The organism is Pseudomonas sp. AL03, from assembly GCF_029960815.1.
GTDB lineage: Bacteria > Pseudomonadota > Gammaproteobacteria > Pseudomonadales > Pseudomonadaceae > Aquipseudomonas.
Map to the genome: position 1 here is coordinate 117,581 of NZ_JASBRE010000006.1, position 13,954 is coordinate 131,534.

The 13,954-nt window shown below is 61.1% G+C and carries 15 protein-coding genes; all 15 read right to left on the bottom strand.

Going from position 1 to position 13,954, the window contains the following annotated elements; translation table 11 throughout:
• Positions 1 to 113 precede the first annotated feature (113 nt).
• Positions 114 to 422: an urease subunit beta gene (locus QK293_RS08545; protein WP_282376746.1), complete on the bottom strand. Its 309-nt coding sequence runs from the start codon at positions 420 to 422 to the stop codon at positions 114 to 116.
• Positions 422 to 955: a GNAT family N-acetyltransferase gene (locus tag QK293_RS08550; RefSeq protein WP_095127352.1), complete on the bottom strand. Its 534-nt coding sequence runs from the start codon at positions 953 to 955 to the stop codon at positions 422 to 424. Before QK293_RS08550 ends, QK293_RS08545 begins: the two co-directional genes overlap by 1 nt.
• 6 nt (positions 956 to 961) lie before the next feature.
• Positions 962 to 1,495: a GNAT family N-acetyltransferase gene (locus tag QK293_RS08555; protein ID WP_282376747.1), complete on the bottom strand. Its 534-nt coding sequence runs from the start codon at positions 1,493 to 1,495 to the stop codon at positions 962 to 964.
• A 9-nt stretch (positions 1,496 to 1,504) separates the two neighbouring features.
• Positions 1,505 to 1,807: an urease subunit gamma gene (gene ureA, locus QK293_RS08560; RefSeq protein ID WP_123367600.1), complete on the bottom strand. Its 303-nt coding sequence runs from the start codon at positions 1,805 to 1,807 to the stop codon at positions 1,505 to 1,507.
• A 127-nt stretch (positions 1,808 to 1,934) separates the two neighbouring features.
• Positions 1,935 to 2,774 carry an urease accessory protein UreD gene (locus tag QK293_RS08565; RefSeq protein ID WP_282376749.1) on the bottom strand — a complete coding sequence of 280 codons (840 nt, stop codon included), beginning with the start codon at positions 2,772 to 2,774 and terminating at the stop codon, positions 1,935 to 1,937.
• Positions 2,775 to 2,804: 30 nt separating this feature from the next.
• Entirely contained in the window at positions 2,805 to 3,503 is a 699-nt protein-coding gene (gene urtE, locus QK293_RS08570) for an urea ABC transporter ATP-binding subunit UrtE (RefSeq protein ID WP_282376750.1), read from the bottom strand.
• A 19-nt stretch (positions 3,504 to 3,522) separates the two neighbouring features.
• On the bottom strand, positions 3,523 to 4,395 hold the full coding sequence (urtD, locus tag QK293_RS08575) for an urea ABC transporter ATP-binding protein UrtD (RefSeq protein WP_282376751.1): 873 nt from the start codon (positions 4,393 to 4,395) through the stop codon (positions 3,523 to 3,525).
• Positions 4,392 to 5,474 carry an urea ABC transporter permease subunit UrtC gene (gene urtC, locus QK293_RS08580; RefSeq protein ID WP_282376752.1) on the bottom strand — a complete coding sequence of 361 codons (1,083 nt, stop codon included), beginning with the start codon at positions 5,472 to 5,474 and terminating at the stop codon, positions 4,392 to 4,394. Before urtC ends, urtD begins: the two co-directional genes overlap by 4 nt.
• Positions 5,474 to 6,976: an urea ABC transporter permease subunit UrtB gene (gene urtB / locus QK293_RS08585; protein WP_282376754.1), complete on the bottom strand. Its 1,503-nt coding sequence runs from the start codon at positions 6,974 to 6,976 to the stop codon at positions 5,474 to 5,476. Before urtB ends, urtC begins: the two co-directional genes overlap by 1 nt.
• Positions 6,977 to 7,122: 146 nt before the next feature.
• Positions 7,123 to 8,388 (bottom strand): urea ABC transporter substrate-binding protein, encoded by a 1,266-nt coding sequence (gene urtA / locus QK293_RS08590; RefSeq protein ID WP_282376755.1) that lies wholly within the window; start codon positions 8,386 to 8,388, stop codon positions 7,123 to 7,125.
• A 279-nt stretch (positions 8,389 to 8,667) separates the two neighbouring features.
• A complete protein-coding gene (locus tag QK293_RS08595; protein WP_282376756.1) occupies positions 8,668 to 10,035 on the bottom strand; it encodes a PepSY domain-containing protein in 1,368 nt (455 codons plus the stop codon).
• A 127-nt stretch (positions 10,036 to 10,162) separates the two neighbouring features.
• A complete protein-coding gene (locus QK293_RS08600; protein WP_282376757.1) occupies positions 10,163 to 12,280 on the bottom strand; it encodes a TonB-dependent copper receptor in 2,118 nt (705 codons plus the stop codon).
• Positions 12,281 to 12,362: 82 nt separating this feature from the next.
• The gene (locus QK293_RS08605; RefSeq protein WP_282376758.1) at positions 12,363 to 12,812 is read right to left on the bottom strand and encodes a DUF2946 domain-containing protein; all 450 of its coding nucleotides are present in this window, start codon (positions 12,810 to 12,812) and stop codon (positions 12,363 to 12,365) included.
• 21 nt (positions 12,813 to 12,833) lie between these two features.
• On the bottom strand, positions 12,834 to 13,313 hold the full coding sequence (locus QK293_RS08610) for a copper chaperone PCu(A)C (protein ID WP_282376759.1): 480 nt from the start codon (positions 13,311 to 13,313) through the stop codon (positions 12,834 to 12,836).
• 48 nt (positions 13,314 to 13,361) lie between these two features.
• Positions 13,362 to 13,760, bottom strand: coding sequence for a DUF2946 domain-containing protein (locus QK293_RS08615; protein WP_282376760.1), 399 nt, complete (start codon positions 13,758 to 13,760; stop codon positions 13,362 to 13,364).
• Positions 13,761 to 13,954 lie beyond the last annotated feature (194 nt).

Here is a 13,954-nt window from a genome sequence, read left to right on the forward strand (position 1 = left end):
ATGATCGTTCCCACGCTCTGCGTGGGAATGCCGCCATGGACGCTCTGCGTCCGCCGTTATGTGACGCGGAGCGTCACGGGATGCATTCCCACGCAGAGCGTGGGAACGATCAGCTAGTCCAGGTCACCCATGATCCGTCCGGCAAACCCGAACACCCGGCGATGCCCGGCCAGGTCTACCAACTCGACTTCGCGGCTCTGGCCCGGCTCGAAGCGCACGGCAGTGCCAGCGGGGATGTTCAGGCGCATGCCGCGACTGGCGGTGCGGTCGAAGGTCAGCGCATCGTTGGTTTCGAAGAAGTGGTAATGCGAGCCGACCTGGATCGGGCGGTCGCCGCTGTTGGCCACCTTCAGGCTGAGGGTGCGGCGGCCCACGTTGAGTTCGATGTCGCCGGGCTGGATCTGGTACTCACCGGGAATCATCAATGGGCTCCCTGGAGAATCTTGTAGTAGAGCGCGGTCGGTTTGTAGCGGCCGCTCGGGTCGCAGGCATAGTCGGGGATTTCACCTGCGCGGGTGTAACCCAGAGCCTTGTAGAAGTCTTCGGCAGGGGAGCCGGCCTCGGTGTCGAGGTAGAGCATGCCGCGTTTGTGCTGGAGGGCGGCCGTTTCCAGCGCACTCATCAACTGTTGGCCCAGACCCCGGCGACGCGCATGTTCACGCACCAGCAGCTTCTGCACTTCGGCGCGGTTGAGGCCATTGGCCTTCTGGCACAGGGTCAGTTGCACACTGGCCTGCACTTGCTCGTCCTTGACCACCACCCACAGCAGCACGTTGCCCTTGTTCAGGTTCTCCTGGACATCATCGAAATAGGCTCGGGCCTGGGTGGCGTCCAGATTGGCCATGAATCCGACGCTGGCGCCATAGCCGACGGCGTCGAGCAACAAGTCAATCAAACCCTGACGATAGTGCGCAAAGCTTTCAACATTGACGCGGCGCAGTTGGGCGGCGTTCATGGGAATTTACTCCTTGTTGGCGGTCGGCGGTTCCGCGCCAGGATTGAGGGTCAGTTGCATGAAGGTCAGGTCCAGCCAGCGGCCGAATTTGGTGCCCACCTGAGGCATGTGGCCGGTCGTCACGAAACCGGCTCGTTCATGCAGGCGGATGGAAGCGGCGTTACCGCTTTCGATGGCGGCGACCATCACGTGCTTGTCGCAACCTTTGGCACGCTCGATCAACGCGGTCATCAGTTGCGGGCCGAGACCATTGCCACGCTGGTCGCTGCGCACGTAAACCGAGTGCTCGACGGTGTGGCGGAACCCGTCGAACGGGCGCCAGTCACCAAATGAAGCGTAGCCCAGGACAGTGTTGTCGCTGTCGACGATCACCAGAATCGGGTAGCCCTGGGATTGCCGGGCGCTGAACCAGGCCTGACGATTGCACAAGTCCACGGCTTGTTCGTTCCAGATTGCCGTGGTGTTAAGCACGGCGTCGTTGTAGATGTCGCGGATCGCCGACAAGTCGGCATGCGCTGCATCGCGAATGGGGTAAGTCATGGCGCGGCCTCAGGCGATCGGTTGGTGAACGGTGACCAGTTTGGTGCCGTCGGGAAAGGTCGCTTCGACCTGGATCTCTGGAATCATTTCCGGGATGCCTTCCATCACTTGTTCGCGGCTGAGCAGGGTGGTGCCGAAGTGCATCAGCTCGGCCACGGTCTGGCCGTCACGGGCGCCTTCTAGCAGCGCTGCGCAAATGTAGGCCATGGCTTCCGGATAGTTGAGTTTCACGCCGCGAGCCAAACGTCGCTCGGCCACGAGGCCGGCGGTGAAGATCAGCAGCTTGTCTTTTTCGCGTGGGGTCAGGTCCATCGTAGAAATCCATAATTGGCAGATAAAAAGGTGACTACACCCTGTAGGAGCGAGGCTTGCCCGCGAAGGGGACCTCGAGGTCGCCAAAAGCTTCGCGGGCAAGCCTCGCTCCTACAGGGATCGGTGTTCAGGTGCTCCATATTCTTGGGGGGACAGCTTCCCGGCCGAGCAACGCGGGCCTCAGCAACCGCCACAAATCAATCAACCAACCCCGCGCCAGCAACGCTTCACTGGCTAAACACCGAGCCACCAAAAGCCCCGGCAACTGCGTCAAATCCCCGCGCACGTCATGGGGCAACGAACGGCATTTCTCCAGCAATTCACTATCAACCTCCCCAGTCACCAATAACGTCGCAAACACCGGTTGCCCATCCAGCCCGATCGGCGAATCAAGCAATCCGTCACCCCCGACAATGCGCTGGCGTTCATGCCAGAGCAACTGGCCGTCGCGGCGGATGTCCAGCTGCGCCTGAAAATGTCCGAGGTCGAAACGCTCGCCGCTGGCCGGACGCCCCAGCGCCACCACGTCCCAGTAGAACAATCGGGCATCGTCTTCAAGGTCGATGCACGTGCTGAGTTCAGCCTGCGCGGCGCTGAAAATGATCGTCTCTTGTGGCAACCATTCCAGTGTCGCACCGCTCGCCACGTTCAAATCCAGCTGCTGATAGGCGGGGCCGGCAGCGCGATACCACTTGGCCGCGCCAGGACTGGTGATTTGCGCCCAGGCATCCGTGCCGACACTGGCCGAGATGGCCAGTCGATCACCGCCGGCAATTCCGCCCGGCGGGTGCACGATGATGTGCTGGCAAACTTCCGGCCCTTCGGCATACAGATGCTTCTGCACCCGCAGCGGGCCTTGGTGGCGGCGCTGAACCGGGCGCGTACTGTCGCCGAATCGGGCGTAGCCCAGTTCCAGCTCGGCGTGCCAGCTGGGGGTAAACAGGACGGTGGGAAGAGGTAAATTCATGGTTTCTAATTATCGTCAGGACGCTACAGATTAGATCGTTACCAAACCGCGTACACCCTCGGCTTCCATATTTTCTCCGCGACCCTGCTGCACGATCTCGCCCCGGGACATCACCAGGTACTGATCGGCCAGTTCGGCGGCGAAATCGTAGAACTGCTCCACCAGCAAAATCGCCATGTCGCCGCGGGCCGCGAGCTTCTTGATCACCGCGCCGATTTCCTTGATCACCGACGGCTGGATGCCTTCGGTGGGCTCGTCGAGAATCAGCAGGCGTGGACGGCTGGCCAACGCTCGGCCGATCGCCAATTGCTGCTGTTGGCCACCGGACAAATCACCCCCGCGCCGTTGCTTCATTTGCAGCAGCACCGGAAACAGCTCGTAGATGAACGCCGGGACTTCCTTGGCTTCAGCGCCGGGAAATCGCGACAGGCCCATCAGCAGGTTTTCTTCCACGGTCAGCCGGCCGAAAATTTCCCGACCCTGAGGCACATAAGCGATTCCGGCATGCACCCGCTGGTGTGGCTTGAACGTGGTGATCGGTTTGCCTTCCCAACTCACCGCGCCCTCTTTGGCTGGCAGCAACCCCATCAAACACTTGAGCAGCGTGGTCTTGCCCACACCATTACGCCCGAGCAGGCAGGTGACTTCACCGACCCTCACCTCAAACGTCAGGCCCCGCAGGATGTGGCTACCGCCGTAATACTGGTGCAGCTTGTCGACTTGCAGCATGTTCAAATTCCCCTGAAAGCTAGCGACCGAGGTACACCTCGATCACGCGCTCGTTATCCTGCACCTGTTCCAGCGACCCTTCGGCCAGCACGGCGCCCTGATGTAACACGGTGACATGGTCGGCGATGGCGCCGACGAAGCCCATGTCTTGCTCCACCACCATCAGCGAATGCTTGCCCGCCAAGTTCTTGAACAATTCGGCGGTGAATTCGGTTTCGGCGTCGGTCATGCCCGCCACCGGCTCGTCGAGCAGCAACAGTTGCGGGTCCTGCATCAGCAACATGCCGATCTCCAGAAACTGCTTCTGACCGTGGGACAACAAGCCCGCCGGGCGATTGACCGAGCTGGTCAGGCGAATGGTGTCCAGCACTTCGCTGATGCGATCTTTCTGTTCGCCACTCAAACGAGCCCGCAGGCTGGCCCACACCGACTTGTCGGTTTTTTGCGCCAGCTCCAGGTTTTCAAAAACGCTCAAGGCTTCGAACACCGTCGGCTTCTGGAACTTGCGACCGATGCCGGCCTGGGCGATTTGCACTTCGCTCATCTGCGTCAGGTCGAGGGTTTCGCCGAACCAGGCTTTGCCGTGACTGGGGCGGGTCTTGCCGGTGATCACGTCCATCAGCGTGGTCTTGCCCGCGCCGTTGGGGCCGATGATGCAACGCAATTCGCCGACGCCGATGTACAGATTCAAGTCGTTCAGCGCCTTGAAACCATCGAAGCTGACGCTGATGTCTTCCAGGGTCAGGATCGTGCCGTGCCGGGTGTCCAGGCCGGGGCCGACGCGCTGGCCCAGGCCGATGGCGTCGCGGCTGCTGCCCTGATCCCTGTTCGGTTCCAGGGGCGGAAAAAAGGCCGGTTCGAGCATGAATTCAGCCGTCGCAGTCACTCTCATTGCTCACTCCTTTTTTTTAGCAAACCGATCACGCCGTTGGGCAGGTACAAGGTCACGACGATGAACAGCGCGCCGAGGAAGAACAGCCAGTATTCCGGGAACGCCACGGTGAACCAGCTCTTCATGCCGTTGACCACACCGGCGCCGAGCAGCGGGCCGATCAGCGTGCCGCGACCACCCAGCGCCACCCAGACCGCGGCTTCAATGGAGTTGGTTGGCGACATCTCACTGGGGTTGATGATCCCGACTTGCGGCACGTACAGCGCGCCGGCCAGGCCGCAGAGCACTGCGCTCAACACCCAGACAAACAGCTTGAAGCCACGCGGGTCGTAGCCGCAAAACATCAGGCGGTTTTCCGCATCTCGCAGCGCGGTCAACACCCGGCCGAACTTGCTCTGCGCCAGGCGCCAACCGATGAACAGGCTCGCCACCAGCAACACCACGGTGGCGAAAAACCGCACCGCGCGGGTGCCCGGTTCGGTGATGCCGAACCCGAGAATGGTGCGGAAGTTGGTGAAGCCGTTGTTGCCGCCAAACCCGGTTTCGTTGCGGAAGAACAGCAGCATCCCGGCGAAGGTCAGGGCCTGGGTCATGATCGAGAAATACACGCCCTTGATCCGCGAGCGGAAAGCGAAGAAGCCAAACACCAGCGCCAGCAACCCCGGCGCCAATACCACCAGACACATCGACCAGAGGAAGCTGCTGGTGCCGGTCCAGTACCACGGCAATTCAGTCCACGACAGGAAGGTCATGAACGCCGGCACGCCATCGCCCGAGGCCTGGCGCATCAGGTACATGCCCATCGCATAGCCGCCGAGGGCGAAAAACAAACCATGACCAAGGGACAGAAGGCCGGCGTAACCCCAGACCAGATCGAGGGCCAGCGCGACAATCGCGTAGCAAAGAATCTTGCCCACCAGCGTCAGCGTGTACGCAGAGACATGAAACGCGCTGTCCGGCGACAACAACAACGACAGCAGCGGCAACGCCAGCAACAGAACGAGGATCACTGCGCCAACGGCGATCGTGACTTTTGGGCCGGCTTTTTGTGTTGCGGTAACGAGCAGGGGCTGGTTCATCAGTCGATCACCCGTCCTTTCAGTGCGAAGAGGCCTTGCGGACGTTTCTGAATGAACAGAATGATCAGCGCGAGGATCAGGATCTTGCCGAGCACGGCGCCGATCTGCGGTTCGAGAATTTTGTTGGCGATGCCCAGGCCGAAGGCTGCCAGCACGCTACCGGCCAACTGACCGACACCGCCGAGCACCACCACCAGGAACGAGTCGATGATGTAGCTCTGGCCAAGGTCCGGGCCGACGTTGCCGATTTGACTGAGGGCTACGCCACCGAGCCCGGCAATGCCCGAGCCGAGGCCGAACGCGAGCATGTCCACGCGACCGGTCGGCACGCCGCAGCAGGCCGCCATGTTGCGGTTTTGGGTAACGGCGCGAACGTTCAAACCGAGGCGAGTCTTGTTCAGCAGCAACCAGGTCAGCACCACCACAAACAGCGCGAACGCGATGATCACGACGCGGTTGTACGGCAGCACCAGGTTGGGCAGCACTTGAATCCCGCCGGACAGCCAGGTCGGGTTGGCCACTTCAACGTTCTGCGCGCCGAACATCAATCGGACCAGCTGAATCAGCATGAGGCTGATGCCCCACGTGGCGAGCAGGGTTTCCAGCGGACGGCCGTAGAGGTGGCGAATCACCGTGCGTTCCAGCGCCATGCCGATAGCGGCGGTCACGAAAAACGCCACGGGCAGCGCGATCAGCGGGTAGAACTCGATGGCTTGCGGGGCGAAGCGTTGGAACATCAGCTGCACCACGTACGTCGAGTACGCGCCGAGCATCAGCATCTCGCCGTGAGCCATGTTGATGACGCCGAGCAGACCGAAGGTGATCGCCAGACCGAGTGCGGCCAGCAGCAGGATCGACCCCAGGGACATACCGCTGAAGGCCTGGCCGAGGATCTCGCCGATCAGCAGTTTGCGTTTGACTTGAGCGAGGCTGGTTTCGGCAGCGGTACGCACATTGGCGTCGGCTTCGACACCGGGTTGCAGCAGGCTTTCGAGGCGAGTGCGAGCCAGTGGATCACCGGTTTCACCGAGCAGGCGAACAGCGGCAAGGCGCACGGCCGGGTGGGTGTCCACCAGTTGCAGATTGGCCAGCGCCAGGCTCAAAGCCGCGTGGACGCTTTGGTCTTTTTCGCCAGCCAGTTGCTGGTCGAGGAATGCAAGCTGCGCAGGTCTAGCGCTTTTCTGCAATTGCTGCGCGGCGGCCAGACGGAGGTTGGCGTCGGTGGCGAGCAATTGGTGGCTGGCCAGCGCGGTGTCGATCAGACCGCGCAGGCGGTTGTTCAGGCGCAGGGTTTTCGGTTGGCCTTCGACGGTCAGCGCGCCTTGTTGCAGGGCGTTGATCAGTTCGATGCGAGCCGGATCGGGTTGCGCGGCCCAGGATTCGAGAAGCTTGGCTTGCTGCACGGGATTGGCCGCGACGAAGTCTTCGGCGTCGCCGGCGTGAGTGGCCATCGGCAGTAAGAGCGCGAGGGCGAGGAAGATGCGGTAAATGGCAGTGAGCATGTCATTGGCCTTACGTATTGATCGTTCCCACGCTCCGCGTGGGAATGCCGCCACGGACGTTCCGCGTCCGCTTTGGAAGTGACGCAGAGCGTCACGGGATGCATTCCCACGCAGAGCGTGGGAACGATCAGGCTGGGCGGGGTGAATCAGTTGCTCTTCACCGCATAATCCGGCTTCTTGTCGTTACCCGAGATAAACGGGCTCCAAGGCTCTGCACGGATCGGCCCTTCGGTCTGCCACACCACGTTGAACTGTCCGTCCGCCTGAATCTCGCCGATCATCACCGGTTTGTGCAGGTGGTGGTTGGTCTTGTCCATGGTCAGGGTGTAACCGGACGGCGCGGCAAAGGTCTGGCCGGCGAGGGCCTCGCGGACTTTGTCGACGTCGGTGGACTTGGCTTTCTCAGCCGCTTGCGCCCACATGTGAATGCCCACGTAGGTGGCTTCCATCGGGTCGTTGGTCACCGCTTTGTCGGCGCCCGGCAGGTTGTGTTTCTTGGCGTAGGCTTTCCAGTCAGCGACGAACTTCTTGTTCGCCGGGTTCTCGACCGACTCAAAGTAGTTCCACGCCGCGAGGTTGCCCACCAACGGTTTGGTGTCGATGCCGCGCAGTTCTTCTTCGCCCACGGAGAACGCCACGACCGGAACGTCGGTGGCTTTCAGGCCCTGGTTGGCCAGTTCTTTATAGAACGGCACGTTGGAGTCGCCGTTGACGGTGGAGATGACCGCGGTCTTGCCACCGGCCGAGAATTTTTTGATGTTGGCCACGATGGTTTGATAGTCGCTGTGGCCGAATGGGGTGTAGACCTCTTCGATGTCCTTGTCCGTCACCCCTTTGGCGTGCAGGAACGAGCGCAGGATCTTGTTGGTGGTGCGCGGGTAGACGTAGTCGGTGCCCAACAGGAAGTAACGCTTGGCGCTGCCGCCTTCTTCGCTCATCAGGTATTCCACCGCCGGGATCGCCTGCTGGTTCGGCGCGGCGCCGGTGTAGAACACGTTCGGCGACATCTCTTCACCTTCGTATTGCACCGGGTAGAACAGCAGACCGTTGAGTTCTTCAAACACCGGCAATACCGACTTGCGCGACACCGACGTCCAGCAACCGAACACCACCGCGACCTTGTCCTGGGTCAGCAACTGACGACCCTTTTCGGCGAACAGCGGCCAGTTCGACGCGGGGTCCACGACCACGGGTTCGAGCATCTTACCGTTCACGCCACCCTTGGCGTTGATCTCGTCGATGGTCATCAAGGCCATGTCTTTGAGCGACGTTTCGGAGATCGCCATGGTGCCGGACAACGAATGCAGAATACCGACCTTGATGGTCTCGGCGGCCTGGACAGTCCAGGTCATGCCCATTGCGGCAATGGATGCCGTGAGTGTGAAAGCCTTGATCAAGCTGCGACGCTTCATTGTGCGATCTCCATGAACTTATGAATTTTATGGGTGGCAGATGCGGACTACTGAAGGGTCTTTAGCAAGGGCTGTGCCTGTTCGGCAAAAGGCAGGGAAATGTCGCATTAGAGCGGTTGCACGGTTTGGGCTGCGCACCATGAAGGATCGCGCCTGGCGCGTTGGTGCGAAGAGGTGCGCCACATTGGGGCGCGACGATTGCCCCTGTGGGCCTGTCCACAGGGGTAGCACGAGGTGCAAAAATTTAACCCATTGCACCGCGGCTAGCGTTTTTGAGTATCAGGCCGCTTGAGTTTTTGTAGTCATTCGCGACAAAAGCACCCGGTCGAGCAGCCAGACCGCCACCAGCGAAGCGCCTACCAACGGAAAGGCCACCGCCAGTGCAAACATGATGACCATCGCGGTTTTCCATTTCGGCAGATCGTGGCGCAGCGGCGGAACACCGAATTTTCCCTCTGGACGGCGCTTCCACCAGATCACCCCGCCGCTGACGGCGCTGAGCAGAATCATCAGGCAGATCAGCAGCACGATGATCTGATTGAGCGGGCCGAACATTTTGCCTTCGTGCAACATCACGCCGATTTCCGTCGCGCGGGCGACGGTGCCGTATTGGGCGAAGCGCACGTCGGCGAGGACGTCGCCGGTGTACTGATCGACATGCAAGGTGGCGTCGTTGCGGGGGTCGTCGGCGAACACCGCGATGGTGAACACGCCGGTGGCGGTCGTCGGCAAGGTGATGCTGTAACCCGGTTCGACCTTGCGTTGCACAGCGATGTTCTGCACGTCCTGCAAGCTGATGGTCGGCGCGGCGGGGCCGGCTTGCGCGCCGCCGTGGGCCATGTGTTCGGCGTGGTCGCCGGACATCGGCATCGGCGTGTTTTCCATCGCCCATGGCACGGTCTGGCGGGTGGCGGTGTTGAGACTGCGGGCCTCGACATCGGACTTGGGCACGTCATCCCACATCGCCGCCGGAAAGACATTCCAGACTTCGGCGTATTGCTTGCCCCAGAACCCGGTCCAGGTCATGCCACTGAGCAGCATCACCAACAGCAACGACGCGCCCCAGAACCCGGTTACCGCGTGCAAGTCACGCCAGAGCACTCGACCGCGACTGCTCAAACGAGGCCACAAAATTCCGGCGGCCTGACCGCGCGGCCACCACAGAAAGACGCCGGAGACCACGAGCACCACGCCCCAACCGGCGGCCAATTCGATCAGTCGATCACCGACGGTGCCGATCATCAACTCGCCGTGAATCGCTCGCGCAACCGCTTGCAGATTCTTCTTCGCGTCTTGCTCGCCGAGGATGTCGCCCTGGTAGGGATCGACGAACACGTTCAGCTCATTGCCGGCATTGAGCACGACAAATTGCGCGCTGCGTTCGGCGTTGACCGGCGGCAGGTACTGCTTGATCTGACCCTGTGGATACGCCGCTTTTACCCGCTTGAGCAGGTCGTCGGCCGGGACGCTGTGATGCCCGGCCGGGACGTTCAGCAGGCTGCCGTACATCAACGGGTCGAGTTGCGGTTTGAACAGGTAAATGATGCCGGTCAGGGCCAGCATTACCATGAAAGGCGCGACGAACAGACCGGCATAAAAATGCCAGCGCCAGGCCAGGTTGTAAAAATTCACTGTGGGCTGTTTCATCGGTTGTGCTCCGCTTGGCTTGGTTCTTTTGTTGTTGTCCGGTGACTGCTGCGCAGTCATTCGCGAGCAAGCTCGCTCCCACAGGTTCAACACTGTCCATGTGGGAGCGAGCTTGCTCGCGATGCTCTTAAAAACTCATATCCACCTTGGTCCAGAGCGTGCGCCCCGGTTCTTTAATGGCTTGCGGGTCATTGGCCGGGTAGCCAAAACCGGCGTTGCCAGCCAGGTTCAAATGCTCGGCATACGCCTTGCCGAACAGGTTGTCGACGCCCGTGCTGACCTTCCAGTTTTTGTTAATTCGGTAGGCGCCATTGAGCGAGAACACGCCAAAACCCGAGGTCTTGTCGAAGTCCTTGCCGACGACGTTGCCCTTGTTCTGGTCGATGCGGTTTTGCGCCGCAACCACCCGCCACAAGGCACCGGCGCTCCAGTTGTCTGCGCTGTAGGTCAGGCCAAAACGTGCGTCCAGCGGCGGCATTTGCGGCAGTGCGTTGCCGTCGCTGCTGTTCTTGCCCCAGGCGTAGGCCAGGGTCGCATCGGCCTTCCAATGGGAGGTCAGTTTGTAGGCCGCACCCAATTCGCCGCCCATGATTCGTGCGTCGATGTTTTGTGCTTGCGAGGTCATGCCCATCATGGCGGGCGTGTAGTTGAACAGGATGTAGTTGCGCACCTGCCCGACGTATCCCGAGGCCCAGGTTTCCAGGTCTTCGGTCTTGTATTGCAGGCCGAAGTCGAGCTGGGTGGTTTTCTCAGGCTTGATCGAATCGAAGGCATTCACCGATCCGGCGGGCCCCGATTTGGGCGAAAACAGCTCCCAGTAATCCGGGAAACGCTGGGTGTGGCCGAGGCCGGCATACAGCGTGGTCGGGCTGTCCTCCAGATCATGCTCGTAACGAACGAAGCCGCTTGGCAAGGTGTCGGCGCGGGTATCGTCGGCGGTCGGGTTGGCGCGAGTCATCATTCCCGAGCCAGTGGTCTGCCGATAATCCTTGGCCGAGGCGCGGTCCAGGCGTGCACCGGTAATCAACCGATCACGGTCGGCGGCGTACCAGGTCAATTCGCTGAACACGCCGTAGTTGTGGAAGTCGGCGTCCTTGTTGCGTGGCAGTTCCTTGTAGACGTCGATGCCCATGGCGCTGCGTTTGCGATGTTCGTTGGTCTGCGCATCGATACCGCTGATCAACTGCACATCGGCCCAGCGCCAGGTGGCTTTGATCCGTGCGCCGAGGGTTCGACGGTCGACGTTGGAGGCCATCGGGCCGGCCATCATTCCGGTGCCGGACGGCGTGCGCAGGGTGTAGTTGTCCATCACGTGGTCGGCGTAGTTGTAGTAAATCTGCGCTTCGACTTTATCCAGCACATCGCCGATGTTCGACTGCTCGAAACGCAGGCCCAGGCTTTCGCGCTTGAACTGCGAGCCGTCCATGCTGCGCCCGGCGTAACGGGCTTCGCCATCGCCCTTGCCGGCGGTCAGTTCCAGCAGGGTGTCAGCGTCCGGGGTCCAGCCAACTGCCACATCGCCGTTCCATTTGTCATAGCGCGACGGCACGGTGTCGTTGTTGCCGTCCCGATAGTCGTCGGCATGCGCAGTGTTGCCGATCACTCGCACGTAACCCAGTGGCCCGCCGGCAGCGGCGTCCACCACCTTGTCGAAACGCCCGTTGGAGCCAGCCAGCAGGCTGGCGTTCACTCGGGTGCCGAGTTCGCCGAAGCTTTCCGGCTCACGGTCGAAGAGGATGGTGCCGGCCGATGCGCCGGGTCCCCAGAGCACGGTTTGCGGGCCTTTGATGACGGTCAGTTTGTCGTAGGTTTCCGGCGAGATGTACGAGGTCGGTGCGTCCATTCGGCCGGGGCAGGCGCCAAGCAACTGGCCGCCGTTGGTGAGGATGTTCAGCCGCGAACCGAACATGCCGCGCAGCACCGGGTCGCCGTTGGTGCCGCCATTGCGCACCAGGGCGAAGCCGGGGATGGTTTTGAGGTAGTCACCACCGTCGCTGGCGGGTACCGGTTGGCGCGGGTCCTTGGGGTTGGTGACGATGGTCAGCGGCGAACTCGGCGCGATGGCGGTGATCACCGTTGGGCTCAGTTCTTCACTGTGACCGGCGTGTTCATTGGCCAGCACCGTCGGTGTCAGCAGTGCACCGCAAAGGAAGGCGGCGGCGTGCCTGAAACGAATACTGGATTCGTTCGAGGCAAAAGAAGCTTGGGCAGGGCTCAAGCGTGTGTCAGCAGAAAACCTGGACATGACAATTTCCATCGAACAGTCGTAAACGACACGGCCGGCAGCGGGGCTGTCTTCTAAACCGTGTGAGAGCGGATGTGGGTGTTTACGCGTCGATGGGTGGGGCGCGAGTGCGGGCACCGGGGAAGAAGGTTTGCCGGGCGTGGCCCAGTCGGGGGGAAGGGGTGGTGAAAGTGGTGGCTGTTGGCGTGTCGTACGCGATGAAGGACTGGCCGCCGGTCAGCGCCGGGCAATTGAACAGCAGGCTGCAATAGCCGCATTTTTCCCAGAGCGCGTGGTCCGAGGCTTTGGGCGTGCAGTGCTCGGCGGCGGGTTGCGCGCCGTGGTCGGCGTGCTCCATTGCCGACATGTCCATGCTCATGTCCATTGACATGCTCATCGACATCGACGAGGCGCGTTGATCCATCGGCATCGACTGAGAAATCAGCGGGCCGATAAAGATCATCAGCATGGCGAACAGGCTGATCCAGCTGCCGCGCGTCAGGCTTAACGGCTGACGACGGTGGGCGGATGACCTGGCGCTAAGCGGGCGCATGGGCGTTTCCAGCTCTGCCGATTACTGAGCGTGCACGTGCGTTTGCATACCGTCCGGCGCCTTTTTCTGCACCGCGATTTCGACCGTCACGTCGCCGGACTTCTCGAAATGCATCGTCAGCGGGAAGCGTTTGCCGTCGCTCAACAGGCTGCGGTCTTTCAATTCCAGCAGCATCACGTGGTAGGCCATCGGCGCAAAAGTGACTTCGCCGCCGGCCGGGATTTCGACACTCGGCACCTGCTGCATTTTCATCAGGTCGTTTTGCATGACATGCTCATGCAGTTGAGCAATGCCTGCAATCGGCGTGTCGACGCTGAGCAGGCGGTCAGAGGTTTTGCCTGTGTTCTGAATGACAAAATAGGCCGCTACGGTTGGCGCGTTGGGCGGCAACTCTTGCGACCAGGGATGAGCGATTTCCAGCTCCCCGGCCTTGTATTCGTGAGCATTGGCAAAACAGGCAGGCAGCAGCAACACAGCCAGAACGATGAGTTTGTTCAACATGGCAGTTCTCCAGAACGATTCAAAACGCAGGTCAATTGCGAGAAGGAATCACACCAGAGGGGACGCACGGGGGTTGAGGCTCGGCCATTGCTGGCGCGGTGTCGGTGTATCGAGAGAGACGGTGGGCAGGCTTCGATTGGCATCGAAGTGAGCGAAATACAGCTGCGGCACATGCCCGGGCAACGCCACCAACGGCGCGGAACCTGAGCAACACCAGCAATGTTGCATGTTGGAATGATCGTCGTTTAGCGGGGCTTTCTGTTCGATGTCGCCCAGGGAAATCGCCACCAACTTCGTGCCGCTGGAGGAACAGAAACTGCCCCACAACAACTGCTCGGCAGGCGACTTCGCCGTCTGTGCCATCGCTCCGGTCATCGGCATGGCGAGCATGTTGAACAGCACTGCGAAGCAGGCGATCCAGGCAATTGCGAGCCGTTGTCGGGACATGGGACAAATCCGGTTGGGTGGGCGATCAGGCGCGGCTATTTAGCCTGATCAGGGCCGATAAGTAAAAAAGCAGCGTGCGGTGTGGTGTCGCAGTGTCCTCAGAGAGCAACGGCATGCAAACGCAAACCCAAGGCTTTAATAACGTTCATGATAGTCGCGAATTACGGATTGCCAGTGCCGTGCAGATCAGCCTT